Consider the following 25,901-nt stretch of genomic DNA (forward strand, 5'->3'; position numbering starts at 1 on the left):
GATGACATCCGCTTAGCGTGTCCGGAGGTTGCTGACTACCCACTCTGGGATGCGCTGCGCGCCCGGTCGCGCTGTGCGAGTCCCGGTCATGAATGGGGTCGACGCGCGCACGCGCCGTCTGTCCCGCGCCGCCGCGCAAGTTGGCCTTCCGGTGGTCCCCTTTGATGTGAGGGGGATAGAGCGCCGAAAGGCGCAACTTTGTAGTGACGCCGCAGGAGGCGAAGCTGTGGGTGAAGCTGCGTGAGCTGAAGCCGCTCGGCTTTCACTTTCGGCGGCAGGCGCCGATCAAGCACGTCGTCGTGGACTTCGTGTCGTTTCGTGAGTGTCTCGTCATCGAAGTCGATGGCGGACAGCATAATTTCGATGAGGCGGCGCGTCGGGATGAAGCGCGGGATGCGTTCTTGCGCGGCGAGGGATTTCGCGTGATGCGGTTCTGGAATTTCGAGGTGGATCGGAATCTGGATGGCGTGATGGAGTCGATAATCGGAGCTCTGGGCTCCCCCCACCCGGCCGGCCTTACGGCCGTCCACCCTCCCCACAAGGGGGAGGGATAAGAAAAGAGCCGCGGCAACTGAGTTGCGCGGCTCTTGAAGCGTGGTGTTTGAAACTGCGGCCCTTACCTCGGCAGCGTCGTCGTCCCCATCAGCGCCTGATCGATGGCACGGGCGCACAACCGGCCTTCGCGGATCGCCCAGACCACCAGTGACTGGCCGCGGCGCATGTCGCCGGCGGAGAACACCTTGGGCAGGGAGGTCGCGAAATCGGTCGTCGGGGCGCGGACGTTGCCGCGCTGGTCGAGATCGACGCCGAGGGTCTTCAGCATGCCTTCGTGGACGGGATGGACGAAGCCCATGGCCAGCAGCACGAGATCGGCCTGCAACGAAAACTCCGAGCCGGGGATCGGCTTGAACTTGTCGTCGACCTGCACGCAGTTCAGCTTGGTGACCTTGCCGTCGGCGCCTTCGAAGCTCTGGGTCAGCACGGCGAATTCGCGCTTGGCGCCTTCGGCCTGGCTCGACGAGGTCCGCATCTTCAGCGGCCAGTTCGGCCAGGTCAGGCCCTTGTTCTCCTGCTCGGGCGGAGCCGGCATGATTTCGAGCTGGGTCACGGACAATGCGCCCTGACGCAGGCTGGTGCCGATGCAGTCGGAGCCGGTGTCGCCGCCGCCGATGACGACGACATGTTTGCCACCGGCCAGGATCTCCTTGACGTCGCCGAGCGGCTCGTTGCCGACGCGGCGGTTCTGTTGCGGCAGGAAGTCCATCGCGAAATGGATGCCGTCGAATTCGCGGCCCGGGATCGGCAGGTCGCGGCCGTGCTCGGCGCCGCCGGTCAGCGCGATGGCTTCATATTCCTTGAGCAGTTCGGCGGGGTCGATGGCGCCGGGCGAGGTGCCGCCGACAGCCTTGCCGTAATGGAAGGTGACGCCTTCGCCTTCCATCTGGACCACACGCCGGTCGATGATGTGCTTTTCCATCTTGAAGTCGGGAATGCCGTAACGCATCAAGCCGCCGGCCTTGGCGAGTTTCTCATAGACATGGACGTCGTGTCCGGCGCGCGCGAGCTGCTGCGCGCAGGCCATGCCGGCGGGACCGGCGCCGATCACGGCGACCTTGCGGCCGGTCTTCACGGCGGAGACCTGCGGCTTCAGCCAGCCATTGTCCCATGCCTTGTCGACGATGGCGCATTCGATGGTCTTGATGGTGACCGGGTTGTCATCGATGTTCAGCGTGCACGAGGCTTCGCACGGCGCCGGGCAGATGCGGCCGGTGAATTCCGGGAAGTTGTTGGTCGAGTGCAGGTTGCGCGAGGCTTCTTCCCAGTTGCCGGTATAGACGAGGTCGTTCCAGTCCGGGATCTGGTTGTTGACCGGGCAGCCGGGCGTGCCGGGCTGAACCGAGCCGGTGCCGTGGCAATAGGGAATGCCGCAATTCATGCAGCGCGCGGCCTGATCGCGGGTGTCTTTCTCGCTGAGCGGAATGACGAACTCGTTATAGCCCTTCAGGCGCTCGGCAACCGGCGCATACTTGCGGTCGTGACGATCGATTTCCAGAAAACCCGTGATCTTGCCCATTACAACTGACGCCTCTGAACTCTTAAGTTCCAAATTCCGTCCTCATCCTGAGAAGCGGCCACTTGGCCGCGTCTCGAAGGATGCGTGATTTGTCCCTCATGGTTCGAGACGGCGCTGCGCGCCTCCTCACCATGAGGGCCTTTTCCTTACGCGCCGATCGCGATCTGCGGTTCGGCCTCGGCGCTTTTCGCTTTCAACTCGCGCAGCGCGCGGCGGTACTCGACCGGCATCACCTTGCGGAATTTCGGCAGCCAGGTTTTCCAGTCCGCGAGGATCATCGCAGCCTTGGCCGAGCCGGCATATTTCGCGTGACGTGTGATCAGCACATGCAGGCGCTCGATGTCGCTATCGAGCAAGTTGGCGAATACGTCCACCTTGCCATGGGCTTCGAGATCGCCGGAGTGGTGATAGGTGTTCTCGGCGATCATCTCTTCCGAGAGGACCGGTTCGAGTTCGACCATCGCCATGTTGCACAGCTTCGGGAAGTCGCCGGTTTCGTCGAGCACATAAGCCACGCCGCCGGACATGCCGGCCGCGAAGTTACGGCCAGTCTTGCCCAGCACCACGACGATGCCGCCGGTCATGTATTCGCAGCAGTGATCGCCGGCGCCTTCGACGACGGCCACCGCACCGGAGTTACGCACGGCGAAACGCTCGCCGGCGACGCCGCGGAAGTAGCACTCGCCCTCGATCGCGCCATACATCACGGTGTTGCCGACGATGATGGACTCTTCCGGCACGATGGCGGAATGCGCCGGCGGACGCACGATGATCTTGCCGCCCGAGAGACCCTTGCCGACATAGTCGTTGCCTTCGCCTTCGAGATCGAAGGTGATGCCCTTGCACAGCCAGGCGCCGAAGGCCTGACCGGCGGTGCCCTTCAGCGACACCTTGATGGTGTCGTCGGGCAGGCCGGCATGGCCATAGATCTTGGCCACCGAGCCCGCCAGCATGGCGCCGGCCGAACGGTTGGTGCTGTTGATCTTGGTGTCGATCTTTACCGGCGCGCCGCGGTCGAGCGCGGGCTGCGCCTGCTTGATCAACTCGCGATCGAGCACGGCTTCGAGGTGATGGTCCTGATCCTCGGTGTGATAGATTTTCTGGCCGGGCAGTTCGGGCTGGCGCACGAACAGCTTGGAGAAGTCGAGACCCTTGGCCTTCCAGTGCGACACGAGGGCCGACTGGTCGAGCATCTGCACCTGGCCGACCATCTCGTCGAAGTTGCGATAGCCGAGCTGGGCCATGATCTCGCGGACTTCCTCAGCGACGAAGAAGAAGTAGTTGATCACGTGCTCGGGCTGGCCGGTGAAGCGCTTGCGCAGCACCGGATCCTGGGTGGCGACGCCAACCGGGCAGGTATTGAGATGGCACTTGCGCATCATGATGCAGCCGGCAGCAATCAAGGGCGCGGTGGCGAAGCCGAATTCGTCGGCGCCGAGGAGCGCGCCGATGACGACGTCGCGGCCGGTGCGGAAGCCGCCGTCGACCTGGACGATGATGCGGCTGCGCAGCCGTTCACGAACCAGGGTCTGATGGGTTTCGGCAAGACCGATTTCCCACGGCGAGCCGGCGTGCTTGATCGAGGTCAGCGGCGAGGCGCCGGTGCCGCCTTCGAAGCCGGCGATGGTCACGTGGTCCGCGCGCGCCTTGGCGACGCCCGCGGCGACCGTGCCGACGCCGATTTCCGACACCAGCTTGACCGAGACCTGGCCTGTCGGATTGACGTTCTTGAGGTCGTAGATCAGCTGCGCGATGTCTTCGATCGAATAGATGTCGTGATGCGGCGGCGGCGAGATGAGACCGACGCCCGGGGTCGAGTGGCGGACGGCGGCAATCGTCGCGTCGACCTTGTGGCCGGGCAACTGACCGCCTTCGCCGGGCTTAGCACCCTGCGCCATCTTGATCTGCATCATGTCGGAATTGACGAGATATTCCGTGGTGACGCCGAAACGTCCCGACGCGACCTGCTTGATCGCCGAACGCATGCTGTCGCCATTCGGCATCGGCTTGTAGCGATCCGACTCCTCGCCGCCTTCGCCGGTGTTCGACTTGCCGCCGATCCGGTTCATGGCGATGGCCAGCGTGGTATGCGCCTCGCGCGATATCGAGCCGTAGGACATGGCGCCGGTGGCGAAGCGCTTGACGATGTCCGCGGCGGATTCGACTTCCTCGAGCGGCACAGGCTTGCGCTTCTCGTCTTCAGCCGTCTTGATCTTGAACAGGCCGCGCAGCGTCAGCAGACGCTCGGACTGTTCGTTGAGGATCTTGGCGAAGGCCCTGTAGCGGTCCTGCGAGTTGCCGCGCACGGCATGCTGCAGCAGCGACACCGACTCGGCGTTCCAGGCGTGATCCTCACCACGGCTTCGATAGGCGTATTCACCGCCGACATCGAGGGCGGTCTTGTAGATCTGGATCTCGCCGAACGCCTCGTTGTGGCGACGCACGGTCTCCTCGGCGATTTCGGCGAGGCCGACGCCTTCGATCTTGGTGTGGGTGCCCGTGAAGTACTTCGTCACGAATTCCTGACGCAGGCCGACGGCGTCGAAGATCTGCGCGCCGCAATAGGACTGGTAGGTCGAGATGCCCATCTTCGACATGACCTTGAGCAGGCCCTTGCCGATCGACTTGATGAAGCGCTTGACGATTTCGTAGTCGTCGAGCTGCACCGGCAGCCGGTCCTTCATGGCGATGATGGATTCGAAGGCCAGATACGGGTTGATCGCTTCGGCGCCATAGCCGGCGAGGCAGGCGAAGTGATGCACTTCGCGCGGTTCGCCGGACTCGACGACCAGGCCCACCGAGGTGCGCAGGCCGGTGCGGATCAGGTGGTGATGCACGGAGGCGCAGGCCAGCAGAGACGGGATCGGAATGCGATCCGAGCCGGCCATGCGGTCGGACAGGATGATGATGTTGACGCCTTCGCGCACCGCGGCTTCGGCGCGGGCGCAGAGTTCATCGAGCACCTGCTCCATGCCTGCCGCGCCGAAGCCGGCATGGAAGGTGGTGTCGAGGGTGCGCGAGACGAAATGCGACTCGGCAACGTCGGTGATCGAGCGGATCTTTTCGAGATCCTGGTCGGTGAGGATCGGCTGACGGACTTCAAGGCGCTTGGTGGTGGCGACGCCCTGCAGGTCGAACAAGTTCGGCCGCGGTCCGATGATCGAGACGAGGCTCATGACGAGCTCTTCACGGATCGGATCGATCGGCGGGTTGGTGACCTGCGCGAAGTTCTGCTTGAAGTAGGTGAACAGCGGCTTCGGCTTGCTCGACAGCGCCGAGATCGGCGTGTCGGTGCCCATGGAGCCCGAGGCTTCCTCGCCCTGCGATGCCATCGGCGTCAGCAGGATGGTGACGTCTTCCTGGGTGTAGCCGAAGGCCTGCTGGCGATCGAGCAGCGGCAGGTTGGAGCGCTGGCCCTTGGCCGCCGCGTCCGGGAGCTCTTCCAGAACGATCTGGGTGTGTTCAAGCCACTCGCTATAGGGATGACTTGCAGCCAGCGTCGCCTTGATCTCGTCGTCAGGGATCAGACGGCCCTGGACGAGGTCGACCAGCAGCATCTTGCCGGGCTGCAGGCGCCACTTGGTGATGATGTCTTCTTCCGGAATCGCCAGCACGCCCATTTCGGACGCCATCACGATGCGGTCGTCCTTGGTGACGAGATAACGTGCGGGGCGCAGACCGTTACGGTCCAGCGTCGCGCCGATCTGGCGACCGTCGGTGAAAGCCAGCGCAGCAGGGCCGTCCCACGGCTCCATCATTGCGGCGTGATATTCGTAGAAGGCGCGGCGCTGCTCATCCATCAAGGGATTGCCGGCCCAGGCTTCCGGAATCATCATCATCACGGCGTGGGGTAGCGAGTAGCCGCCCTGCACCAGGAATTCGAGCGCGTTGTCGAAGCAGGCCGTGTCCGACTGGCCTTCATAGGAGATCGGCCACAGACGGCTGATGTCCTTGCCATAAAGTTCGGACTCGATCGACGCCTGACGCGCGGCCATCCAGTTGACGTTGCCGCGCAGCGTGTTGATTTCGCCGTTATGCGCGACCATGCGGTACGGATGCGCCAGCGACCAGGTCGGGAAGGTGTTGGTCGAGAAGCGCTGATGCACCAGTGCCAGCGCGCTTTCGAAATCCTCTTCGTGCAGGTCGGCATAGTAGCTGCCGAGCTGGTCGGCGAGGAACATGCCCTTGTAGATGATCGTGCGACACGACATCGAACACGGATAGTAGCCGGCGAGACCGCGCTCGCGGCGCTGATAGATCGCCTGCGAGATCGACTTGCGGAGAATGTACAGACGGCGTTCGAATTCGTCCTCGTCGGCGATCTTGGCTTTGCCGATGCCGATGAAGACTTGCATGTTGGCAGGCTCGGTCGGCTTCACGCTTTCGCCGAGCGATGCGTTGTCGGTCGGGACGTCGCGCCAGCCGAGCAGCTTCAGGCCTTCGGCCTTGATCTGGTCGCCGATGATGCCCTGAATGACTTTCCGCCACGCGGTATCACGCGGCATGAACAGCGCGCCGATGGCGTATTGGCCAGGCTCCGGCAGGCTGAAGCCGAGTTCCGCAGTCTTGCGGACGAAGAACTTATGCGGGATCTGCACCAGGATACCGGCGCCGTCGCCAAAGCGCGGATCTGCACCGGTGGCGCCGCGGTGCTCGAGGTTGCACAGGATGCTGATCGCGTCAGACACAATCTGATGCGACTTGCGGCCCTTGATGTTGGCAATGAAGCCGACGCCACAGGCGTCCTTTTCCTGCGACGGGTCATAGAGGCCCAGCGCCGGCGGACGGTAGGTATGGAGTTCCGGTTTGATGGCGGTGTCTTTCACGTTAGCCGATTTGATAGCCGGGGCCGCCGAATGCGTGCCGGTTTCGATCAATTGGCGCTCGTGCTCTGATCCGCTCATCTTCGTCCTCTCAACCCCCGTCGGGGTTCTGCCACCCTTGTCGGCGCACCTTTGACGCTCGCGGAACCCGTTCGGGCTACCGCTCGCGCGTCTTGCGAGCCTCGTTTTCAGAATTCAGACTGGTGGTGCCCATCGTCCCCGGCGGCCACCCCATATCTCGCCTTAAAGGCATTTCGTCTCAGCAGGCGTGTTTTTTAGTCGCGACGCCTGCTTATGTTGCAAACCCCGTGCCGGATTTGCCACCAAAAATTGCGACAGTGATGCTGTCCTAACCAGGACTTTGCCAAATTTTTATGTAGCACACAAGCGCGCTTGAGTCCGTCGTCGCATAGCAACAACGCATGCCAAATTGTCCATGCCTCGAAGACACATTCAGCCCGGAGGTGCCGCGTTCCGGTCAAAGGCTGGCCCAAGGGCTGCCGGATTCAGCAGTGAGGTTGCGCAGTGCTCGTTAACGCCTGTGGCAGCGGTGCTGGCAGGCGAGCGAAGCGTGAGGTTCAGGAAGTTGAATACTCTCCGGGCGCGGGGGCGTCGAAGGAGCATGCAATGAAGGTACTTGTGGGATGTCTGGCCTCGGCCGGTCTGTTGCTGGCGAGCGGCGCTGCACAGGCGCAGGCGCTGCCGCCGATGCGCGGCGACGTTGCCGTTGTGGCGCAGGTATCCGATGTCGGCGGTCCCTATGCGGCTATGCCGCCCGTGGAATATGCGGAGCCGCGCCCCTATGGCGTGTTGCGCCGCGGTTATGATCTGGCGGTGCTGCCGCTGCGCGAGGTCTATTCGATCCTGCGTGAGGCCGGCTTCTCGGCCCTCGGCATGCCGCAGCAGCGCGGCCTCATCTACACGGTCTCGGCGATCGACCTCGACGGCGAGGACGGCCGGTTGGTGATCGATGCGCGCAGCGGGCGGATCCTGCGCTTCATTCCGGCCTACCGCATGGGCGACCGGATGAGCGAGGAAATCGACACGCGCTACGGCCCGCAGGGCGCAGTGCCGACCCTGCCGCAATATCGCCGCCCGCCGTTTACGGCCGGGACGGCAACGCCTGCACCGAAAGTCGCAAGCCGTGCAACGACGGTGCCGCTGCCGAAGCGGCCACCGGCGCGCGCGGTTGCGGCACCGGCTAAGCCTGTTACGCCAGCCGAGACCAAGCCGGTCGCAGTCAAACCACCTGAAACGCCGCCGGCCGCTGCGCCCGTGCAGCAATCGGCCGTAACTGAGCAGAAACCGGCCGAGACGAAACCGCCGGAAACGACGGGTGCTGCTCCGGCAACACCGGCCGCGCCCGAGAAGAAGGACGCTGTTGCTCCGACAATCGCTGCGCCGGCGACAGAAGCAAAGCCTGCGACACCGCCGGCTGCGGAAACGCCGCCGCCTGCCCAGGGGCTGGAATAGTCCGGGCCTGATCAAGAAAAAACGCCCCGGATTGCTCCGGGGCGTTCGTTCAACAACTACACTTACTTCAGTTCACATGCTTCAAGTACAAAGTCGCGGTTACGCGGCGACTTTCTCGGCCGAGCCGTCGACCACCTGCGGCGCGCTCACGGCGCCGGTGGAAATCGGAATGCTGCGCGGTTTCTTGGCTTCCGGGATCTCACGGACGAGGTCCACATGAAGCAGGCCGTTCTCGAGTGAGGCGTTCTTCACCTGTACGAAATCGGCAAGCTGGAAGGCGCGTTCGAAGGCGCGGGCGGCGATGCCACGATAGAGCACTTCGGCCTTGCTGCCATTCTCGTTGGCAGCCTTCTCGCCCTTGATCGTCAGCGTGTTTTCCTTCGCGACGATGGAGAGCTCGTTCTGCGCAAACCCGGAAACGGCGACGCTGATACGGTATTCGTTCTCGCCGGTGCGCTCGATATTGTAGGGCGGATAGCCCGGCGCTGCGTCACCTGTGCTCTGATCGAGCAGATTGAACAGGCGGTCGAAACCGACGGTGGAACGATAAAACGGGGTGAGATCATAGCTACGCATTGGATAGTCCTCCATTGAGCGACTGTTGCAATAACCCGCCCGCCATAAGGGCCGGGCTTTCGTGTCATGCAGCCTAGAGAGGCCTGCACGAAGCTGATATGGGAGGGGTCTGGCGGCTCGCAAGGGGGGCCGAAAGATTCGCGCCGACCTGTCTCCCGCCCTTGAAATCCCGCGTTTTTCGCCTACCGGTCCCCCGCCATGACGCTCGTCTCCATTCCCGCCAATCCCGTTCCCGAGGGTGCCGTGTGCGGCACCATCAAGACGCCGGACGGCGCTGAGCTACGTTTTGCGCGCTGGGCGCCGACGGGCGGGCGCAAGGGCACGGTCTGCGTGTTCAGCGGGCGCGGCGAATATATCGAGAAGTATTTCGAGACCGTGCGCGACCTGCGCGACCGCGGCTTTGCAGTGGCCATGATCGACTGGCGCGGGCAGGGGCATTCGTCGCGGCAGTTGCGCGATGGCCGAAAGGGTTACGTGCGCAGCTTCTCGGATTTTGAGATCGACGTCGAAACTTTCGTGCAGCAGGTGGTGATGCCGGATTGCCCGCCGCCTTACTTCGCGCTGGCGCATTCAATGGGCGGCGCGGTGATGCTGCGCGTGGCGCATTCCGGCAAGCGCTGGTTCGATCGCATGGTGCTGTCGGCGCCGATGATCGATCTGCCGGGCCGTTCGACCTCGCTGCCGGCGCGGTTGTTGTTGCGTGTCATGCGCTGGACCGGGCAGGGCGGCAACTACATTCCCGGCGGCAATGGCGAACTGGTCGGGACCTCGTCATTCCCCAATAACAAGCTGACCAGCGATCCGGTGCGCTATGCGCGCAACGCGGCGATCCTCGAAGAGGATCCGACGCTCGGCATCGGCTCGCCGACGGTGGCCTGGGCCGATACGGCGATCCGTGGGATGCACGGCTTTCGCGAGGCCAGCTATCCCGTGAAGATCCGTCAGCCGATCCTGATGCTGGCGGCCAGCAACGACCAGGTGGTGTCGACGCCGGCCATCGAGGAATTTGCCTATCACCTGCGTGCCGGCTCGCATCTGGTGATCGCCGGCTCCCGTCACGAGATCCTGCAGGAGCAGGATCGCTACCGGCAGCAGTTCTGGGCGGCGTTCGATGCGTTCGTGCCGGGCACGCCTCTGTTCAAGTAACGAAAGCCACTCATGCTCGGTATTCACGGCCTCTGGCTCTTCATCCTCTCCGGCATCCTGCTCAACATCACGCCGGGGCCGGACACGGCCTATATCGTCGGGCGCAGCGTGCAGATGGGTTGGCGCGGCGGCGTCGCGGCAGCGCTGGGGATCAGTGCAGGATGTCTGGTCCATGTCTTCGCCGCGGCGGTCGGATTGTCGGCGCTGCTGGCGGCGTCATCTTATGCTTTCACCGTAGTGAAATGGATCGGTGCGGCCTATCTGCTTTACACCGGCGTGCAGATGCTGCGTGCGCGGGCATCGACAGTTGCAACGAACGGCGCCGCGGAAAAGCCGCTGCTGTCGCTTCGGCAGGTGTTCTGGCAGGGCGCCTTCACCAACGCGCTGAACCCGAAAGTGGCGCTGTTCTTTCTCGCCTTCCTGCCGCAATTCGTCGACGTGGATGCGCCCAGCAAGGCGCTCGCCTTCATCGTGCTTGGGCTGATCTTCATCAGCACGGGCACGATCTGGGGACTCGGCACGGCTATTGTCGCTGCGAAAGCCGCCAGCCGCGTCCGGCGATCCGGTCAGGCAATGGTCTGGATCAACCGCGCCCTCGGCGGCGTGTTCATCTATCTCGGCATCCGCGTGGCGATGCTCGAAACACGTTAGTGTTTACTTCAGCACCGCGAAAGTGGCGGTGACGGAGAGATAGATCCCGAGCAGCAGCATCGCGATCAGGAACCAGCGGCGGAACTGCTCGGGCTCCATGCGGTCGCGGACCGCCTGGCCGATGAACATGCCGGCAAAGGCGGTGATCATTGCCACGATGCCGGGCACCGCCGTCGCGGCCGTGAGCAGACCGGCGCTGGTGAGGTTGAACGCCTGTGCCATCGTGGCGACCGTGAAATAGAGGCCGAGCGCCTGCACCAGTTCGTTTTTCTCCATGCCGATTGACTGCATGAACGGCATCGAGGGAATGACCTGCACCCCGGTGGCGGCGGAGACCACACCGGTCAGCACGCCAGCGATGCCGCCGACCCATTTCTCGTTTTGCGGCGCCGTCTTGAACTGGAATTTCACCAGCGTGACGATGGCATAGATCACCAGCAACACGCCGAGCACGATCGAACCGTATTTTGCATAAGGCCCGGTCATCAGGCTGCCGCAGAGCCAGATGGCCACCGCAGTGCCGATCAGCAGCGGCCACAGCCGGCGAATGATGTCGCGCAGATAGGGGCCGGCGAAGGTCTGCCAGATATTGGTGACGATGGCGGGCACGATGACGATGGTCAGCGCCTGCACCGGAGTCATGGTCACCGCCAGCAGGCCCATCGAGACGGTGGGCAGGCCGAGGCCGATGACGCCTTTGACGAAGCCGGCGAGCGCGAAAACAGCAGCAATCAGAATGAGCATGGAATCGATCATGGTGCGACACATTGACCGATCGGCCCGGCCGGCACAATCTGGAGGTTACGGAGATTGCCTTCGTTTAGAGCGAAGGCAGATACGGAGAGTGTCATGCATGCCGACCTTGTCGATCTCAGGCTGTTCGTCGCGGTGGCCGAGGCACGCAGCATCACCGCGGGTGCTGCCGCTGCCAATCTGGCGCTGGCTTCGGCGAGTGCGAGAGTCAAGGGGCTGGAGGCGACGATCGGCGTGCCATTGCTCAAACGCGGGCGGCGTGGCGTCACACTGACGGCGGCCGGCGAGAGCCTGCTCGGCCATGCCCGCATCGTCATGCAGAATGTCGAGACCATGCGCGGCGACATGGCGGCCTATGCCAATGGAATGAAAGCCAGTGTATCGATGCTGGCCAATACGGTGGGCCTGTCCGAACATCTGCCGAAGGCGCTAGCGAGTTTCCTGCGCGAGCACCCCAATGTCAGCCTCGAGGTCGAGGAGCGCGAAAGCGCCGATATCGCCCAGGCAATCGCTGCCGGCATCGCCGATTTCGGTTTCGCGGCCGAGCATACGCTGCCGGACAGCCTCGAACGTTTCACCTTCAACGAAGACCGGCTGATGCTGGTGACGGCGCCGCGCAGCGATCTCGCTGGCCGCCGACATATCGATTTCCATGAGATCATCGACCGCGACTTTATCGGCCTCACCAATGCGACCGCGCTGCAGAACCACATCGGCAAATATGCGGCGAAGCTGGGTGCGCGACTGCGCTACCGGGCGCAGATGCGGGATTTCGATGCGATGTGCCAGATGGCTGCGGCGGGGGTTGGGATTGCGATTGTGCCGGAAGTTGCGGCACGGCGCTGCGCACGGTCGACGGCGTTGGCGTTGATCCGGATTCGCGATCCCTGGGCCAATCGAAAGCTGGCGATCTGCTTTCGCAGCCTGAAGACGTTATCCCGTCCTGCGCAGCAGATGATCGAGCATTTGCGGGCCGCAGCGCGGGCGTAGCAATGCCAAATCAGGCGTTGAGGATCTTCAGCGCGGCCTCATGCACGCGCGGGTCGCCGGCGGCGACGATGCGGCCACCGTTCTGCGCGGGCTTGCCTTCCCACGTTGTCACCACGCCGCCGGCGCCGGTAATGATCGGGATCAGGGCTGCGATATCGTAGGGCTTCAGCTCGGTCTCGATGACGAGGTCGAGATGGCCAGCGGCGAGCATGCAATAGGAATAGCAATCGCCGCCGTAGCGCGTCAGCCGCACACCTTTTTCGACGTCCTGAAATTTCGCGCGATCGGCGTTGTTCATCAGCCGCGGGCTGGTCGTGAACAAAGTCGCGTCTTTCAGCGATGCGCAACGGCGCACGGCAAGCTTGCGGGTGGTGTTGTTGGCACCCTGGTAGCGCGCCGAGCCGCTGTCGCCGCTGAAGCGCTCGCCGATATAGGGCTGGTGCATCATGCCATAGACCGGTGTGCCCCGATGCAGCAGCGCGATCAGCGTGCCCCAGATCGGGAAGCCGGAGATGAAGGATTTGGTGCCGTCGATCGGGTCGAGCACCCAGACATATTCGGCGTCTTCGCGTTCGGTACCGAATTCCTCGCCAACAATGCCGTGCTGGGGGAAGTTGGCCTTGATCAGCCGGCGCATCACCGCTTCGGCAGCGCGGTCGGCTTCCGTGACCGGGTCGAAATCGGTGCTGTTCTTGTTGTCGATACTCAGCGAGGTGCGAAAGAACGGCAGGATGGTCTCGCCCGACGAGGTCGCAAGACGACCAATGAAGGCGTTGAAGTCGATGACCGTCACGGAGAGGTCCTTTGTTGCGGCTGCTGGATGGGGACGTGTCGCTTCCTATACAGCGCAGGGCAACGACTCGCATCTGCGGTGATCGAAATCTCTCTGCGATTCCCCTAAGCCACAGCACTGAATCGGATTGCGATTTCCCTAAGATTCCTGATGTCCGGCATCAGAAATTGGTCAATGAAATGAATATATGATCATTTCTTAAATAGGTCAAAGCTACTGTCATTTCTATATCGCGTTGATTTCGCTTGTAGAAATTATGACGCCTATGCCTGAATGGTGCGATCACCATGCGAAATTTGCATGGAAATTTGCCCGAAAACTCTTGCACTTGGTGCGTCGCGGCTGCATATTGTTGCGGTGCGGTAGCGCTTGCGCTATCGCTGCCCTCCTTGGGCGTTTCCTCCCTAGACTTGGACCGCTTGCTATCGCAAGCGGTCCTTTTTTCTTGTCGGAGGAGTTTTGCATCACGGCGTGCCGACGTGGCTGCCGGCGATTGTCTTTATGTCGCCTGGCCTGTTCGTCGCCTGGCACCCCGACAGCCTCGGGCCCATTGCGACGTCAGTCATCAAGCAAGACTTATTCGGCTGAGAACCTCAAGCCGGTGTCCACGTCGTGGCGGTTACTTCAGCGACCCGTTGATCTCGGTGAACTTGCCGTTGAGGTTGGTGCCGAGGCCGTTGACGACGGCGATGATGGCCAGCGAGATGCCGGCGGCGATCAGCCCGTATTCGATCGCAGTCGCTCCCGATTCGTCCGACCAGAATTTCTTGATCATGTTCTTCATGTTCTCTCCTGCCATTTTACGCGGTTCCAATCCGCGGAACCACGCTGGTGGGGATAACCTAAAGTTGCATTAATCCCGGTGGTAAAACTCTGCCCCATCTCTAAATCCAGCGAAAATTGACAATTTGTCGCACGAAATAAGCGCTTCCGTGACCCGGCGGTCACGGTTCCAAATACCCCGCCTGATTGAGTGACGGTCCGAACCCCGGCGAGACGTTCGGCCCCGGCCTATTCGGCGGCGGCCTGGAATGGGCCCAGGCTGTCCAGCGGGATCTTCGCCAGCGCATCGGCCAGGACGGTAAAATCGGCAGCAATCTGATCGAAGCGCGCGGTTCGCTCACGGCGGCGTTCGTCCATATAGATCGCCCGGTTCAGCTCGATCTGGATGGCGTGCAGCCCGCTGGCCGGGTTGCCGTAATGCTCGGTAATGAAGCCGCCGGCATAGGGCTTGTTACGGCCCAGCGAATAGCCGAGGCCGCCGAATGTGCCTTCGACCACCTCGGCCAGGATAGTGGCGCAGCTAGTGCCATAGCGGTCACCGACGACCACGTCCGGGCGGCGCGGCTCCTCACGGGAAATTCCGATCGAGGGCATCGAGTGGCAATCCACCAGGATCACCGTGCCGAATGTCTGGTGCGCCTTATTGATCAGGCGGCGCAGGGCGCGATGGTACGGCTTGTACAGCGCCTCGATCCGGGTGAGGGCGTCATCGACGTCGAGCCGCTCGCGGTAAATCTCCTGGCCGTCGCCGACCACCCGGGGAATCGTGCCAAGGCCGCCGGCGACCCGCATCGAGCGGGTATTGGCAAAACTGGGCAGCCGGCCGTTGAACATCCGCGGATCGAGCTCATAAGGCTCGCGGTTGACGTCCACATAGGAGCGCGGGAAGTGCACCCGGACCACCGGGAAGCCGTGATCGCTCAATCCCGCGATCAATTCGTCCATGAACGAATCTTCCGAGCGGCGCAGTGCCGTCACGTCGATGCGGGACGCACTGAGAAACTCCGCTGGATAGACCGAGCCGGAATGCGGGGAATTGAAAATGATCGGGGCGCGCCAGTTGGCCGGCTCGACGATCTCGAAGGGAGGCGACAGCTCACCGTCAAACTGGGTCATCGTCGCGCATCGTCCCTGCAGCCGCGTTCTTCGGTTTGCGCAGTCTGGCAGAAAACCGGCGCTTTGTGAGGCTGCATTGTCGATAACCGAAACAAGTCTGCCAAGTTAAAAACCTTCCGCAGGCGCGGCGATCACGAGAAACGCGCTCATTTGTTGTGTTTCACGACGTTCTGGCGCACCATCTTGAGACGCTTATGCACAGTCTGCGCTGATCACCTTCACCCGAAATTTACCAGACCTCGGGCTTAGTGGGCGAACAGGTCCTCTCATTCGGGTTCGACGTCCAACCGCCATGCACAAAATCCTTCTCGCAGAAGACGACAACGACATGCGCCGCTTCCTGGTGAAGGCGTTGGAAAACGCCGGTTTTCAGGTGTCGCACCACGATAACGGGATGTCAGCCTATCAGAGACTCCGCGAGGAACCCTTTGAAATGCTTCTAACGGACATCGTGATGCCGGAGATGGACGGGATCGAACTGGCGCGCCGCGCCAGCGAACTCGACCCCGACATCAAGATCATGTTCATCACCGGTTTCGCCGCCGTGGCGCTGAATTCCGACTCGGAAGCGCCGAAAAACGCCAAGGTGCTGTCCAAGCCGGTCCACCTGCGCGAATTGGTCAGCGAAGTGAACAAGATGCTGGCGGCCTGAGGGCAGCCCGCTTTCCTGGATTTCTTTCTTGGATTTCCTGCAAATGAGGCAAGGATTGGTACTCCGCCGTCCTTGCTTGTCCGGGTTTGACCCGTTATAGACCCCACACCCGTAACGACCGGTTCTTAGGGCGCGTAGCTCAGCGGGAGAGCACTTCCTTGACATGGAAGGGGTCACAGGTTCGATCCCTGTCGCGCCCACCATCAAGCCCTTGATTTGATTGAAGTTTTCAAATCCGGTCGAAGTCTACCCACACATTTACCCATACTTGCGCGGCGCTTCCTGACTGACCTCTGAGCCCAAGCCGTAGGAAGCTCTACGGGCGCCTTTGTTCTCTGCGGTCCATCGGCAAGGGCAAGGCGAAATGAAGCGCCCTAGGCGGCTGGGCCTCTATCAACCAGCTTTAGAGAACGAGGCGCGAACTGCTGTCGCGGGCGCCGCTCCGGGACACCAACGCATATCAGGTGATAATTTCGCGGAGAGGCTGCAACTGTTAGATTCGATCAACGAAAGATAGTAAGGCTGATTCCAAGCGGGAGGGGGAATCATGGCCTACAGAAATAAGACCTACATTGCCTTCGATGGCGATGAAGACATGGACTACTATCGGCTCATGACCGCTTGGAAGGCGCATGACGGTTTTTCGCTAGAGTTCAACAACGCGCATGATCTGAACACCGCACGGGACTCAAGTCAGGCTGAAAGCATTAAGCGACAGCTCCGCGTGCGTTTCGCCAATTCTAAGCTTCTCATCGTCTTGATCGGCGAGAAAACCAGATTCCTCACTAAATTCGTCCAGTGGGAAATGGAAGTTGCATTGAGTCTCGGCTTGCCAATCATCGCCGTCAATTTAAACGGAAGCCGGTCGAAAGATAACCTCTGCCCGCCGACAATCCGCGACGAGCTAGTTATATTTGTGCCCTTCAAGCACGACATAATCGAATATGCGATGGACCATTGGCCAAACGAACATAAGCTGCACAAAGGAGCGGGAAAGACCGGGGCATTCCACTACACTGACGCAGTTTATAAGAACCTCGGCCTATGAAGTACTTCTTTGAATCCGTTCGAACGTTTTCATACTGGAAGTACGCGCTTTTCTCTGGAGAAGCTGTCGCAAAGTTCTTTAGCGTAATAGGTCTGCTGTACCTTTGCGTGAACATTGCGGACCTTTTCAACATCTATAAGAAAGATCAGTATAGCCAGTACGGTTTCATCATTTTTATTTTTCTGGGTCTCGCATTTGTTCTTGCAACCAGAAGACCTGTCTCGCGGGTCGCATACAAGGTGCCAAAGAAGGACCTAACGGTTGAGGTCAAGATTGGCGATATCTTCAAAGCGACGGGCGAAACGATCATTAGCTCAAATTCAACATTCGACACCGATATGAGCAACGGCCTTATTGCGAGAAATAGTTTGCAGGGTCAGCTTGCGATCCAGTGTTTTGATGGTCAGACAACCGAAATTGATCGTCAAATTGAGCAGTCACTGCGAAACGAGAAGTTCACTGTCAACGACACAAGGCCGGGAAAGAAAAACGAGTATCCCATCGGCACGGTAGCTCGTGTGAATGCCCATGGGAAGAATTTCTACTTAGTTGCCATGTCCCATATGAATGAAAACGGCACGGCCTATTCCAGTCCGCGTATCCTCGATGAGGCTCTTGAGAGGCTTTGGCAGAATATGGCGGACAAGGCAGAGATGGCCGACATCGTGATTCCGTTGATGGGCACCGGACGCGGGCGCGTTCCTATGCCTCGGAAGAAGGTAATCGAGCGGATCGCTCAATCATTTGCGGATGCATCGGGGGAGCGGGTATTCTCGAACAAACTCACGATTATGGTGCGGCCTGAAGATGCGGCTAAGTTCTCTTTGAACCTTTTCCAAGTCAAAGATTACCTTGTTCAAAGCCTAAGTATTTAACATAGCCAACAAAGTGCGGCTTGAGTCATTAGCTCGCGGCAGTCGAGAACAGTTCAATTGACTTGCTAGCGACCCAATCCCGCGATCCTGCGGTAGGCGCGGCAAGCATTTGGTCAATCAGATTCCGATGCCAGACTAATCCGATGCTGGCGTTGTTTTCATCGTCAAACAGCCGTCCAGAATAAACACCCATAAACTCCGACGTCATAATGGAATCAACGTGCATCGTCCCGTCCCCGTGAGCTGCGGGGCCAAATACTTTTGCGAAGACAGGGGAGCCCGACATTCCTTTGGACGTTCTGCTATCGATTAGGAAGGCCGGTCGCATATTCCAAGGGACAATGATCTCGCTTGCGATGCTTCCTCTTTTCCAAACGGGAAAGTGCGCAGGATACCTATTTTCCTTTTGTGGTAGCGGATATCCCAGAACAAAAATTTCACTTCCTGAGAAATGGTATAGCCTCGGGTATGCGCGATCGTTGACGCACATCACACGAGATTTGTCCGGCAATAACGTCTCGCTCAATTCGAGAGCGACGATATCGACATTCCACTCGAACGCCGTCGGATGTTGTATCCAAAACGGGACGTGAAAATCCTGATACAATGAGATTTCGAATTTTGGCGCGTCCATCACCCGCGCATCGGCGCCAAGGCCCATAGCAGCGCCGTCGGCTACAATCGCTTTCGTAAAATATTGCACCTCGAAACGTTCGGGCGCCCACCCTCCGCCGATGGCGCTCCCGTCCATCATATTGCGGCCCGTTACTACGTGCCAGTTAGTAATCAGAAAAACTTTTCCTGCGTGGCGCCAGAAAAATCCGGTAGCTTGGCGAGGCACGTCGCCAACGCCTTTCAAATCTAAGAAACAAGTCGACAGAGACAGTGAATCGAAACGTGTCGCGTAGTCGGGAAGAACCATCTGCATTTGATTGCCCGTCTGATGAGCCCACTTATTTCAGCTAATGTGAAAGCTATAAGCGCCCGTCGCGATTTATCCAGAGTAAGCTTTAGTTCGACCTTGTCTCACGCCACGCGTAAAGCCGCGAGAAACCTGCGTCTGTAACTCGAATTCCAGAAACTCATTGGCAAGTATCAAAATGCGGATGGTGCTGCGCATGTCACCGCCGCACGCGGCGATAGCTTCATCTGTCGCCATGTCGAGACGTTCGGATTCCGAAAGGGAATCGATGGGCGCCGCTTCCGCCATGACCGCTGTTCCGTGTTGACTCTATGCCGGGCATGTTCTTATTTTGTTCTCATGGAGTCAACCGGAGAAAAGAGGCGCTTTCCGCCGCCGTGGACCGTCGAGTGCACCGGTGACACGTTCCGCGTGAAAGACGCAAATGGCGTCGTGCTCGCCAACGTCTATAGCCGCGACGACCTGATAAAGATGAAATGGGATAACTACACTTCGAATCTGTCTTCCGACGAAGCGCGCCGCATAGCGTTGGCAATCTCGCGCATTCCGACGTTTATGAATCATGAGCCTCGATTCCCCGAGCGGCGCAATGCAGAAGGGCCGTCGACCCATTGGCGGCGCTCACATCCGTATCACGTCGCCTTACAGGACGCTTATGTCCAAGAGAACTATGACGACATTGTCGAGTGTTGCCAGTTCAATCGCGTGCCCCTTGACGCTACAGGTGAAATCCTAGATCGCGGCGGCGTCAGGTGGCGGACCTATTGCTTTGCGAGACAGTTCGACGCCATTCGCTTCTGGGATAAATTCAACGGCAGCTGGATGCTGGGAATGCAATTTGTATATCCAGCGCGACCCGAAAACTTTCCAGCCATGAAGTCGGTCAACCGCAAAGGCGCGCTGTAGTGGACAGTACGTGTTCTCCATCGGCATTTCTCTATTAATGACGCATCCTGTATTCTACACTCTAGAAGGGCAGGAAACGAGCATATGTCTTTTACGGCGAACGTTCTTCGCGTTTTAATCGCATCACCATCCGATTTAGCAGAAGAACGGAAGGCAGCGATTGAAGCTGTCTATGAGTGGAACGCTCAACACGCTTTCGCCGAGTCGACCGTATTGCTGCCTGTTGCTTGGGAGACTCATGCGATGCCAGCGACGGGCGTTCGTCCGCAGCAGGCAATCAATGAACAGCTCGTTCACTCGTCAGATATTCTGCTCGGAATGTTTTGGACAAAGCTCGGAACAACCACGGGCGCTGCCGAGTCAGGTACCGTCGAAGAGATTGGCAAATTCGTTGCCGACGGGAAGCCCGCTCTTTTGTATTTTTCGAATAGACCAATCGATCCAAATAAAATCGATCTGAAGCAACACAGGCGATTGAAAGCATTTCAGGCCGCGACCTACACAACCGCGTTGGTCGGTTCGTTTGTTTCACCGGACGAACTTAAGACTAAGGCCTCTCGGGATTTATTGACACATGTTCGGCAGATGCAATTGCAAAAGCCGCTCCGCTCGGAAGCTCCAAACATTGTTTCGAAGTCAGACATTCGCTTGATTGTCGGCGAAGGCCGCTCATTCTTCGATGTGCCGAAACATAGTCTGTACGCCATGACTCGACGCTTTAGCCTGCGCGTCGAGAACACAAACCCGTCGAAGTCACTTTCTCAATGCCGAGTGCAAATCTTAGCGGTGACGCCCGATAGCGGACATCAATACCCACGTATACTCAAAACGGACTTCACCTTAGCTGCGGGAGATCACGTCAGCATCCCGATAGTGAGCTACGGGGAAGCGCGAGAGCCCGCAAAATTCAATTGTGCAGACTCGGTGATCGCACTTGAAGGCGCGGATCGGCAAGCGGCGCTACAAATCGATCAAGCAACCCGAATTTCGATCCGCGCTACTGCGCTTGATGCCGCCTATGTTGATTTAGATGTTTATGTATGGGTAGACCAGCGAGGGCACTTGCGTATTGCAGAAAGCGCCCCTCCAAAAGAATCGGTTGGCCGCCTCGTCGAGCGTGACGTTTGGCTAGCAGACGCGATTGCCAGAGCGTTTCGTGGGGAGTGGAAGCGGGTCAATGTCGACTTGACCGGGCCGGGAATCGGGGTCGGTGAATCGCAGCGTCTCTATGATCTTGTTACGAACGATATCAGGCAACTAGCATACGATGGAAAGTTGCCGGTCTGGGGCAAGCGTCACAACTCCGACCTTTGGGAGCCAATTGACCGCGAGTTTTGGAAAGACAACCAAGTCAACTACATGTCGATCATAGAAGACCACCCCGCTAAGATTAGAGTGCAACGGGCCGCAGATCATAAACGGAACGACGAATGGGAGTCTCTCATGACGAGTTGGCAGATGGTCGAATACCTTTGGCCGAAGTCAGACGACATTGATACGAGTAACGACGGCACATCTTAGAGTGAGTGTTTTTCTTTCGCGTTGGACATTGAGGGGCTATGGCCGACACGTCATTGATCTCGGGTTGGTTTCCAGTTGCGACTCTCGTCGCTGGATACGCACTGAAGTTTGTCTCCGATCTTGTTCAAAATCGGTGGAGCTTAGCTAAAGAGCGTGAGTCTCGCGAAGCGGCCCGCGCTGAAAAGCGCTATGAGCGGCGAAGCGCGTTCCAGCGTGAGACGTTGCTCGCGCTGCAAGAGGCGGCACAAAAACTAGGGAGGGCGACTGGTCAGACGAACTACCATGACGAGGTGGCTGCCAGCGAAGGGACGCCATGGCGAAAGAATAGGTTGCCTGACGAGCTAGATACTCAATATTTCGAAGCGCAAACGCAGGTCGCATTGCTGTCTGCGCGCGTGAGTGACGAGCAAGTACGAAAGCTCATTGCAGACTATAAGACTGAATCGGTTTCCGTGGTTCACTCGTCGAGTAGTGCCGTCGCCCATCAACATATTGTTCAGCTGATGGACGTCGGCGAAGTGTTGCATGAACGAATCGGAAAATTAATTCGGTCGATCGACGACGACGACGCCCCATAAGAAAGCCCCTAGCCGAATTCAGAAACAAATTCGGACTCCGATTCGCTCTCTGAATCGAAATCGCTCGACGACGGTTCGCTCTCGCTCTCCGATTCGCTCGACGGCTCGTCACCTTCTAGGATATCGTCCGCGTCGTGTGGACTCTCTGTCGGCGCGCCGTTGCCCGCGTACGCGCGAGCGCCGAGGTTGTGGAACAGAACCCAGCCGCCGCGCTGCTTCTTGTATAAGTCGCCGATTTCGAGATCAAACCAGACGTCGCCGCCTTGGCCTTTCGCGGCTGGCGGCGCGCCGAAGCCGAAGTCGAATCGGTTGCCGTCACGCCCCGACGAGCCGCGCGGGCCGGTCGGGCCACTCGGACCGCGCGGGCCGCGCAGGGTTGTTGTAACCTTCCACTTACCCTTGGTCTTGATCGAGACGTCCCTAGTCGAGGTGTTGAACCATTGGTCGCCGTCGCTGCCATCTTTGCTCGTCGGCGCCCGGTCGCCTTGAAGCCACGTTGATCCATTCTTGCCGTCTTTGCCATCGACGCCCCTAGGCCCGCGCTCACCCTGCTTGCCGGGGTCACCCTTCGGACCTTTCTCGCCGTCAGCGCCAGCCTTTCCACGGGGGCCGCGCGGCCCGTCGACACCCATGCGTCCGGCCGGACCGGGAACAAGGGAGGCAGGGGCGGCCTTTTTCTTCACAGGGAAACGCACACCTTCCGCGCGCGCCTCTGCCTTCGTCATGGGGCGGGCGAATGTCATTCCCGCTATACCAGTTCCGGGCATTATCTGATTTGTGGACCGCATGTGAAGATCTCCAGATTTACAGCACTAGTCGTGAGCCACCAGAAAGTCGGGATTCAAAATTCGGTCAACCAACAAACTACATCTCGCTTTCGCCATTGCAGCCAAGAGCAACGTCGTACGACGTAAAGCAGACGATGCGTTTGCCCATCTGGATTTGGGAATGCCCGCCGAGAAACGAGAGAGGGAGATGACGCAGCCGGGGCTCACGAAGCAGCAGCGAGCTACACAAGCTCCCATCGCTGAATGAGGCTTGGGGTTTAGGTCGGCATTCAACGGCGGCGAATGGAGTCCGATAATCCAAGGTGACGGCCCGACTAGCCGCAAAAGTTGAGAGAAGAATTTTCCTTTTGCCGCTACAGCGCCCGGCCCCTTTGGTGACAGGTGCGGCGATTTTCTAATCAAGATTCATAGAATCACATTGGCCCCTGAACTTGCCCGTGTAGCTCTTCAACGGCCAGAGGGACCCGCGATCTGAGGGGTATGGTCCTCGAAAGAAAAATCTTCTCTTTCGGAGTCCAATTGAAATCGCGTAAGCATGTTGAATGTGCAGCATACTTCGCATTATCTTTTATTAGAGACCGGTCCCGATTCGCAGTTGCAAAAGCAGGCCGCGAAATCCCTCTACGGGTGATAACGGGTAGTACGGGGTAGGTTTGCCCTATAGACTCTCGTCTCGTTCCCCCTTCTCGATTCCATACTTATCTAACGAGAACGAGGTAAAGAATAATGGTTTTGAACGAGACCGCAGTGTGTAGGGCAAACCTACCCCGTACTACCCGTTATCACCCGTAAACACTAAGGCGCGGCCACGCGATACAGATTGATTTTACGGGTCGTATCCTTTGAGGTTTCAAGACGGAGTCCGCCGACAATCTGTCTCTCATGGTTCTTTAGATACAGACCAAGGCTCTTTTTGTTGACGCGCGGAATAGCGGAGTCGATGACTTCCATAATCGAGGCGCCCGGCGCATCGTCCGTTTCGGTGATCGCTAGAAGCTCACCAGCGCTAAACCACTCGCTGCCCTTCACGGCCTGAATGGCGGCTAGAAGTTCGGTCAGCTCCGCCTTGACCGGGTCTTCGGCGGCGATATGCGACCGCGTCAAACACGGGTCCGGCTCATTGAGCCAACAGATCGCGCCGCGAACTAGCCGCGACCAATCTTCGAAACTGCCGAAGGGGGATAGCTTGTCGAGTCCTGGCCTTCCGGCTGCGACGAACGCACGCAGTACAGTGAGTCCCGCCGCCACTAACTTGACGCGGTTTGCCGGAACCCATTGTTTCAAGTCCATATCGAAGGAGCGACCCTCCGGGTTCTCGATTCCGGCGTCCATCCGACACAAGAGCGCGCGGCGCGTCATGTCGCCTTCAAACACCAGATTGTTGCCGCTCGCGGTCATCAAGACATTCGTGGCAACGGTCGCATTGCGGGAAAACCCAAGCATCCGCGATTGCCAAAACTGTTCGGTAAGGATGGTGCATAAGGCGTTGCCGCCGATGGGGCGCGTGACGTTATCAATCAAGACAACTTGGTCGCCCTGCATCAGCACACTGAAAATTCGTTTTTCGTCCTCCTCGGAGTTTGCGCCTTGGCTCATGGCCGTGACCTCATGGCCCGTTGCGATAACGGCAGCAACCTGCACGGCCAAGGTTTTGCCTGTGCCGGGGGTCGGGGCACTAAACCCGTGCATGGGCGCCGAAGGCAGCGAGCGGCGGACAAGGGCAGTCAACATTGCGGACAGCATCACGGACCGCGACGCGCTCTTGCCCTTGGGGCCGTCTGCAACGAACGGGAAGCCCGCCAAGGGGCGCTTGAGCAGTTTCAGCGCCGATAGCGCCTCGTCGCGTGAGGGCTTGTCAGGGATGGCCGGGAACGTCACTCCGCCCATATCCAGCAAAAGGCCGGACGCGTCGTCATATCCCTCGTCGGCAAGCAAAGAACCCTCGCGGCGCAACGTGGGCGTTTCGATGATTCCAGTCAGTGCCGGAATCTTCCATTTGTCCGGCCGGGCAATCATATGCTCGGCAAGGCGCAATGGAGCGGCGTGTTTTTTCTTGACGGCCGCCGCGCCGTTGGGAGCTTTCTTGACCAAGAAGAACTTCGCGTGTTCGATCATGTATTGGTTGAGGCGCAACGCCGTCACATCCTGAATCGTCAACGCGCCAGCGGCCCGGCGAATAGAGTCATCATCGCCCGATGCTCGCTCCATGCGAACGGGATGCACAAGGCGCTTGGCGGTTTGATAAAGCGGCGCGCCTCCGCACAGCATCGCCTCTTCGGCGTAGTCGAGCATCGCCTCAAGTTCGACCATGTCATACTTCATCGGCTTCGCCGCATCGAACTCGCCGTCATCTTCGAAGTCGCCTTCTATCGCGGCATCGACCTCGAACTCGTCGCCGCTCTCGATATGTTCGGCAAGCGATGCGTCACCATCTGCCCATTCATCGTTGGGGATGGCCTTGACGCCCTTGTATGGGATGGCGTTGGTTGCGCCCGCTTCGCGCATGTACATCTCAAGCGTACCGGCCTTGATGCCGTTCAACTTGGAGCGGTGTAGCGAGTCCCAGCGGCGGCCGATGATAGCAGCGTCGTTCTTGTACTGAGGGTCTGTAATCGACCACTCAATGAATTCAGAGCGCGCGTCGCCCTTAGAGGCATGATGACTCGCCATCATTATATTAAGCCAGCGCTTCTGTTCAGAAAATTGGCGCGCGTCGAGATGGTCAAGCATAGCGGCGATTTGCTGTTGATCGTATTCCCCGCCGCCTCGCGTCTGGCTGGTGACCTTCGGCTTGCGGATGAGCTTGAGCAGGCGCGTTGGGATTTCGGGCGCGTCCTCGATAGGTGGATAGTTCCTGTCCCAGACGTAGGGTTTCATCGTGTCTGGGTGTATCGAGCCGGGCGCAACGACCTGTCGCCCTTTGCTCTTGAATTCAACGCCTTGATATTCTTCGCCAAGGGAGTCGAGCACTGCGGCGCCGGTTGAGTTGAGGCAGTACAGATGCAGGCCGCCGCTACCCGTGACGACGCGAGGGAATATCGACTCGTCAATCCCATACTCTGCGAACAGCGTTGCATAGGCGACGTCGCCCCCGTTCCTTGGGTCTATGTCTATTACGATCTGAGTCTTGCGCAGACGGACTCCGATATTGCGCTTTTCGCGGACGCATCGCTCTATGACTTTCTCATTGTCATAGGTCGCCTTAGTCCAGTTTTTATCAATGGGGGCTTTGCCTATGGAGCGTGTGACTCCGTTCTTGGTCTTGGTATCGAAGGGCCTGTGAAGGGGGATTAAGGTGTACTGGTCGAGCGGGAGCTTTCGCAGCGCGGCCTCGAACGGGCTCATAAGTGTTCGTTGTGCCGGAGCACAGTTTGATGTAGACATAATCCATGCTCCACTAACGTAAGTATCTGCTCACGCCCGGCGCTCCAAC

The 25,901-nt window shown here is 59.5% G+C and carries 22 protein-coding genes and 1 tRNA gene; 12 read left to right on the top strand and 11 right to left on the bottom strand.

Annotated features, from left to right (window positions below; genetic code table 11):
* Positions 1–230 precede the first annotated feature (230 nt).
* Positions 231–554, top strand: a complete 324-nt coding sequence (locus CHC01_RS18790; RefSeq protein ID WP_244558423.1) for an endonuclease domain-containing protein — start codon at positions 231–233, stop codon at positions 552–554.
* Between the two features lie 62 nt (positions 555–616).
* Here CHC01_RS18790 and CHC01_RS18795 read toward each other — a convergent pair whose 3' ends face one another.
* On the bottom strand, positions 617–2,074 hold the full coding sequence (locus tag CHC01_RS18795) for a glutamate synthase subunit beta (RefSeq protein ID WP_089265800.1): 1,458 nt from the start codon (positions 2,072–2,074) through the stop codon (positions 617–619).
* Between the two features lie 146 nt (positions 2,075–2,220).
* Positions 2,221–6,978 carry a glutamate synthase large subunit gene (gltB, locus tag CHC01_RS18800; protein WP_089265801.1) on the bottom strand — a complete coding sequence of 1,586 codons (4,758 nt, stop codon included), beginning with the start codon at positions 6,976–6,978 and terminating at the stop codon, positions 2,221–2,223.
* Between the two features lie 546 nt (positions 6,979–7,524).
* Between gltB and CHC01_RS18805 the strand changes: the two genes are divergently transcribed.
* A complete protein-coding gene (locus CHC01_RS18805; RefSeq protein ID WP_089265802.1) occupies positions 7,525–8,370 on the top strand; it encodes a hypothetical protein in 846 nt (281 codons plus the stop codon).
* A 99-nt stretch (positions 8,371–8,469) separates the two neighbouring features.
* On the opposite strand, the gene CHC01_RS18810 is transcribed toward CHC01_RS18805, so the two are convergent.
* Positions 8,470–8,946: an Hsp20 family protein gene (locus CHC01_RS18810; protein ID WP_176454637.1), complete on the bottom strand. Its 477-nt coding sequence runs from the start codon at positions 8,944–8,946 to the stop codon at positions 8,470–8,472.
* 198 nt (positions 8,947–9,144) lie between these two features.
* Between CHC01_RS18810 and CHC01_RS18815 the strand changes: the two genes are divergently transcribed.
* Together CHC01_RS18815 and CHC01_RS18820 are read left to right on the top strand one after the other, a co-directional pair.
* Positions 9,145–10,092 (top strand): alpha/beta fold hydrolase, encoded by a 948-nt coding sequence (locus CHC01_RS18815; protein ID WP_089265804.1) that lies wholly within the window; start codon positions 9,145–9,147, stop codon positions 10,090–10,092.
* Between the two features lie 12 nt (positions 10,093–10,104).
* Entirely contained in the window at positions 10,105–10,743 is a 639-nt protein-coding gene (locus tag CHC01_RS18820; protein ID WP_089265805.1) for a LysE family translocator, read from the top strand.
* A gap of 3 nt (positions 10,744–10,746) precedes the next feature.
* On the opposite strand, the gene CHC01_RS18825 is transcribed toward CHC01_RS18820, so the two are convergent.
* Positions 10,747–11,499 carry a sulfite exporter TauE/SafE family protein gene (locus tag CHC01_RS18825; RefSeq protein ID WP_176454638.1) on the bottom strand — a complete coding sequence of 251 codons (753 nt, stop codon included), beginning with the start codon at positions 11,497–11,499 and terminating at the stop codon, positions 10,747–10,749.
* Positions 11,500–11,592: 93 nt separating this feature from the next.
* On the opposite strand from CHC01_RS18825, the gene CHC01_RS18830 reads away from it, so the two are divergent.
* Positions 11,593–12,486, top strand: coding sequence for a LysR substrate-binding domain-containing protein (locus tag CHC01_RS18830; protein WP_089265806.1), 894 nt, complete (start codon positions 11,593–11,595; stop codon positions 12,484–12,486).
* Between the two features lie 10 nt (positions 12,487–12,496).
* Here the strand turns inward: CHC01_RS18830 and hisN are convergent, their stop codons facing one another.
* The 3 genes from hisN to CHC01_RS18845 all read right to left on the bottom strand — a co-directional run bounded on the left by hisN (position 12,497) and on the right by CHC01_RS18845 (position 15,178).
* The gene (gene hisN / locus CHC01_RS18835) at positions 12,497–13,279 is read right to left on the bottom strand and encodes a histidinol-phosphatase (RefSeq protein ID WP_089265807.1); all 783 of its coding nucleotides are present in this window, start codon (positions 13,277–13,279) and stop codon (positions 12,497–12,499) included.
* Positions 13,280–13,898: 619 nt separating this feature from the next.
* Positions 13,899–14,063, bottom strand: a complete 165-nt coding sequence (locus CHC01_RS18840) for a Flp family type IVb pilin (RefSeq protein WP_175367776.1) — start codon at positions 14,061–14,063, stop codon at positions 13,899–13,901.
* Between the two features lie 227 nt (positions 14,064–14,290).
* The gene (locus CHC01_RS18845) at positions 14,291–15,178 is read right to left on the bottom strand and encodes an N-formylglutamate amidohydrolase (protein ID WP_089265808.1); all 888 of its coding nucleotides are present in this window, start codon (positions 15,176–15,178) and stop codon (positions 14,291–14,293) included.
* Positions 15,179–15,470: 292 nt separating this feature from the next.
* On the opposite strand from CHC01_RS18845, the gene cpdR reads away from it, so the two are divergent.
* From cpdR to CHC01_RS18865, 4 genes are all read left to right on the top strand, one after another.
* Entirely contained in the window at positions 15,471–15,830 is a 360-nt protein-coding gene (cpdR, locus tag CHC01_RS18850; protein WP_015669438.1) for a cell cycle two-component system response regulator CpdR, read from the top strand.
* Positions 15,831–15,958: 128 nt separating this feature from the next.
* Positions 15,959–16,033, top strand: a tRNA-Val gene (locus tag CHC01_RS18855).
* Between the two features lie 344 nt (positions 16,034–16,377).
* Positions 16,378–16,878, top strand: a complete 501-nt coding sequence (locus CHC01_RS18860) for a TIR domain-containing protein (protein ID WP_089265809.1) — start codon at positions 16,378–16,380, stop codon at positions 16,876–16,878.
* Entirely contained in the window at positions 16,875–17,753 is an 879-nt protein-coding gene (locus CHC01_RS18865) for a macro domain-containing protein (RefSeq protein WP_089265810.1), read from the top strand. The genes CHC01_RS18860 and CHC01_RS18865 overlap by 4 nt, the downstream gene beginning before the upstream one ends.
* Positions 17,754–17,781: 28 nt before the next feature.
* Here the strand turns inward: CHC01_RS18865 and CHC01_RS18870 are convergent, their stop codons facing one another.
* Entirely contained in the window at positions 17,782–18,681 is a 900-nt protein-coding gene (locus CHC01_RS18870; RefSeq protein WP_089265811.1) for a S1 family peptidase, read from the bottom strand.
* 66 nt (positions 18,682–18,747) lie between these two features.
* Positions 18,748–18,963, bottom strand: a complete 216-nt coding sequence (locus CHC01_RS18875; RefSeq protein ID WP_089265812.1) for a hypothetical protein — start codon at positions 18,961–18,963, stop codon at positions 18,748–18,750.
* 123 nt (positions 18,964–19,086) lie between these two features.
* Between CHC01_RS18875 and CHC01_RS18880 the strand changes: the two genes are divergently transcribed.
* From CHC01_RS18880 to CHC01_RS18890, 3 genes are all read left to right on the top strand, one after another.
* A complete protein-coding gene (locus tag CHC01_RS18880; protein WP_244558424.1) occupies positions 19,087–19,581 on the top strand; it encodes a hypothetical protein in 495 nt (164 codons plus the stop codon).
* 84 nt (positions 19,582–19,665) lie between these two features.
* Complete coding sequence (locus tag CHC01_RS18885) at positions 19,666–21,102, top strand: DUF4062 domain-containing protein (protein WP_089265814.1); 1,437 nt, start codon at positions 19,666–19,668, stop codon at positions 21,100–21,102.
* A gap of 38 nt (positions 21,103–21,140) precedes the next feature.
* The gene (locus CHC01_RS18890; protein WP_089265815.1) at positions 21,141–21,680 is read left to right on the top strand and encodes a hypothetical protein; all 540 of its coding nucleotides are present in this window, start codon (positions 21,141–21,143) and stop codon (positions 21,678–21,680) included.
* A gap of 8 nt (positions 21,681–21,688) precedes the next feature.
* On the opposite strand, the gene CHC01_RS18895 is transcribed toward CHC01_RS18890, so the two are convergent.
* Both CHC01_RS18895 and CHC01_RS18900 read right to left on the bottom strand, forming a co-directional pair.
* Positions 21,689–22,423: a collagen-like domain-containing protein gene (locus tag CHC01_RS18895; protein WP_244558425.1), complete on the bottom strand. Its 735-nt coding sequence runs from the start codon at positions 22,421–22,423 to the stop codon at positions 21,689–21,691.
* 840 nt (positions 22,424–23,263) lie between these two features.
* Entirely contained in the window at positions 23,264–25,813 is a 2,550-nt protein-coding gene (locus tag CHC01_RS18900) for a bifunctional DNA primase/polymerase (protein WP_176454639.1), read from the bottom strand.
* Positions 25,814–25,901: the final 88 nt, after the last annotated feature.

The sequence above is a fragment of the Tardiphaga sp. OK246 genome (assembly GCF_900188215.1).
Classification (GTDB): Bacteria; Pseudomonadota; Alphaproteobacteria; order Rhizobiales; family Xanthobacteraceae; genus Tardiphaga; species Tardiphaga robiniae.

Excerpts from the sequence above, each read along its gene's own strand:
- CHC01_RS18795 (WP_089265800.1), bottom strand. The coding sequence starts at position 2,074 with ATGGGCAAGATCACGGGTTTTCTGGAAATCGATCGTCACGACCGCAAG.
- gltB (WP_089265801.1), bottom strand. The coding sequence starts at position 6,978 with ATGAGCGGATCAGAGCACGAGCGCCAATTGATCGAAACCGGCACGCAT.
- CHC01_RS18805 (WP_089265802.1), top strand. The coding sequence starts at position 7,525 with ATGAAGGTACTTGTGGGATGTCTGGCCTCGGCCGGTCTGTTGCTGGCG.
- CHC01_RS18810 (WP_176454637.1), bottom strand. The coding sequence starts at position 8,946 with ATGCGTAGCTATGATCTCACCCCGTTTTATCGTTCCACCGTCGGTTTC.
- CHC01_RS18815 (WP_089265804.1), top strand. The coding sequence starts at position 9,145 with ATGACGCTCGTCTCCATTCCCGCCAATCCCGTTCCCGAGGGTGCCGTG.
- CHC01_RS18820 (WP_089265805.1), top strand. The coding sequence starts at position 10,105 with ATGCTCGGTATTCACGGCCTCTGGCTCTTCATCCTCTCCGGCATCCTG.
- CHC01_RS18825 (WP_176454638.1), bottom strand. The coding sequence starts at position 11,499 with ATGATCGATTCCATGCTCATTCTGATTGCTGCTGTTTTCGCGCTCGCC.
- CHC01_RS18830 (WP_089265806.1), top strand. The coding sequence starts at position 11,593 with ATGCATGCCGACCTTGTCGATCTCAGGCTGTTCGTCGCGGTGGCCGAG.
- CHC01_RS18840 (WP_175367776.1), bottom strand. The coding sequence starts at position 14,063 with ATGAAGAACATGATCAAGAAATTCTGGTCGGACGAATCGGGAGCGACT.
- CHC01_RS18845 (WP_089265808.1), bottom strand. The coding sequence starts at position 15,178 with ATGACCCAGTTTGACGGTGAGCTGTCGCCTCCCTTCGAGATCGTCGAG.
- cpdR (WP_015669438.1), top strand. The coding sequence starts at position 15,471 with ATGCACAAAATCCTTCTCGCAGAAGACGACAACGACATGCGCCGCTTC.
- CHC01_RS18860 (WP_089265809.1), top strand. The coding sequence starts at position 16,378 with ATGGCCTACAGAAATAAGACCTACATTGCCTTCGATGGCGATGAAGAC.
- CHC01_RS18865 (WP_089265810.1), top strand. The coding sequence starts at position 16,875 with ATGAAGTACTTCTTTGAATCCGTTCGAACGTTTTCATACTGGAAGTAC.
- CHC01_RS18870 (WP_089265811.1), bottom strand. The coding sequence starts at position 18,681 with ATGCAGATGGTTCTTCCCGACTACGCGACACGTTTCGATTCACTGTCT.
- CHC01_RS18875 (WP_089265812.1), bottom strand. The coding sequence starts at position 18,963 with ATGGCGGAAGCGGCGCCCATCGATTCCCTTTCGGAATCCGAACGTCTC.
- CHC01_RS18885 (WP_089265814.1), top strand. The coding sequence starts at position 19,666 with ATGTCTTTTACGGCGAACGTTCTTCGCGTTTTAATCGCATCACCATCC.
- CHC01_RS18890 (WP_089265815.1), top strand. The coding sequence starts at position 21,141 with ATGGCCGACACGTCATTGATCTCGGGTTGGTTTCCAGTTGCGACTCTC.
- CHC01_RS18895 (WP_244558425.1), bottom strand. The coding sequence starts at position 22,423 with ATGACATTCGCCCGCCCCATGACGAAGGCAGAGGCGCGCGCGGAAGGT.
- CHC01_RS18900 (WP_176454639.1), bottom strand. The coding sequence starts at position 25,813 with ATGAGCCCGTTCGAGGCCGCGCTGCGAAAGCTCCCGCTCGACCAGTAC.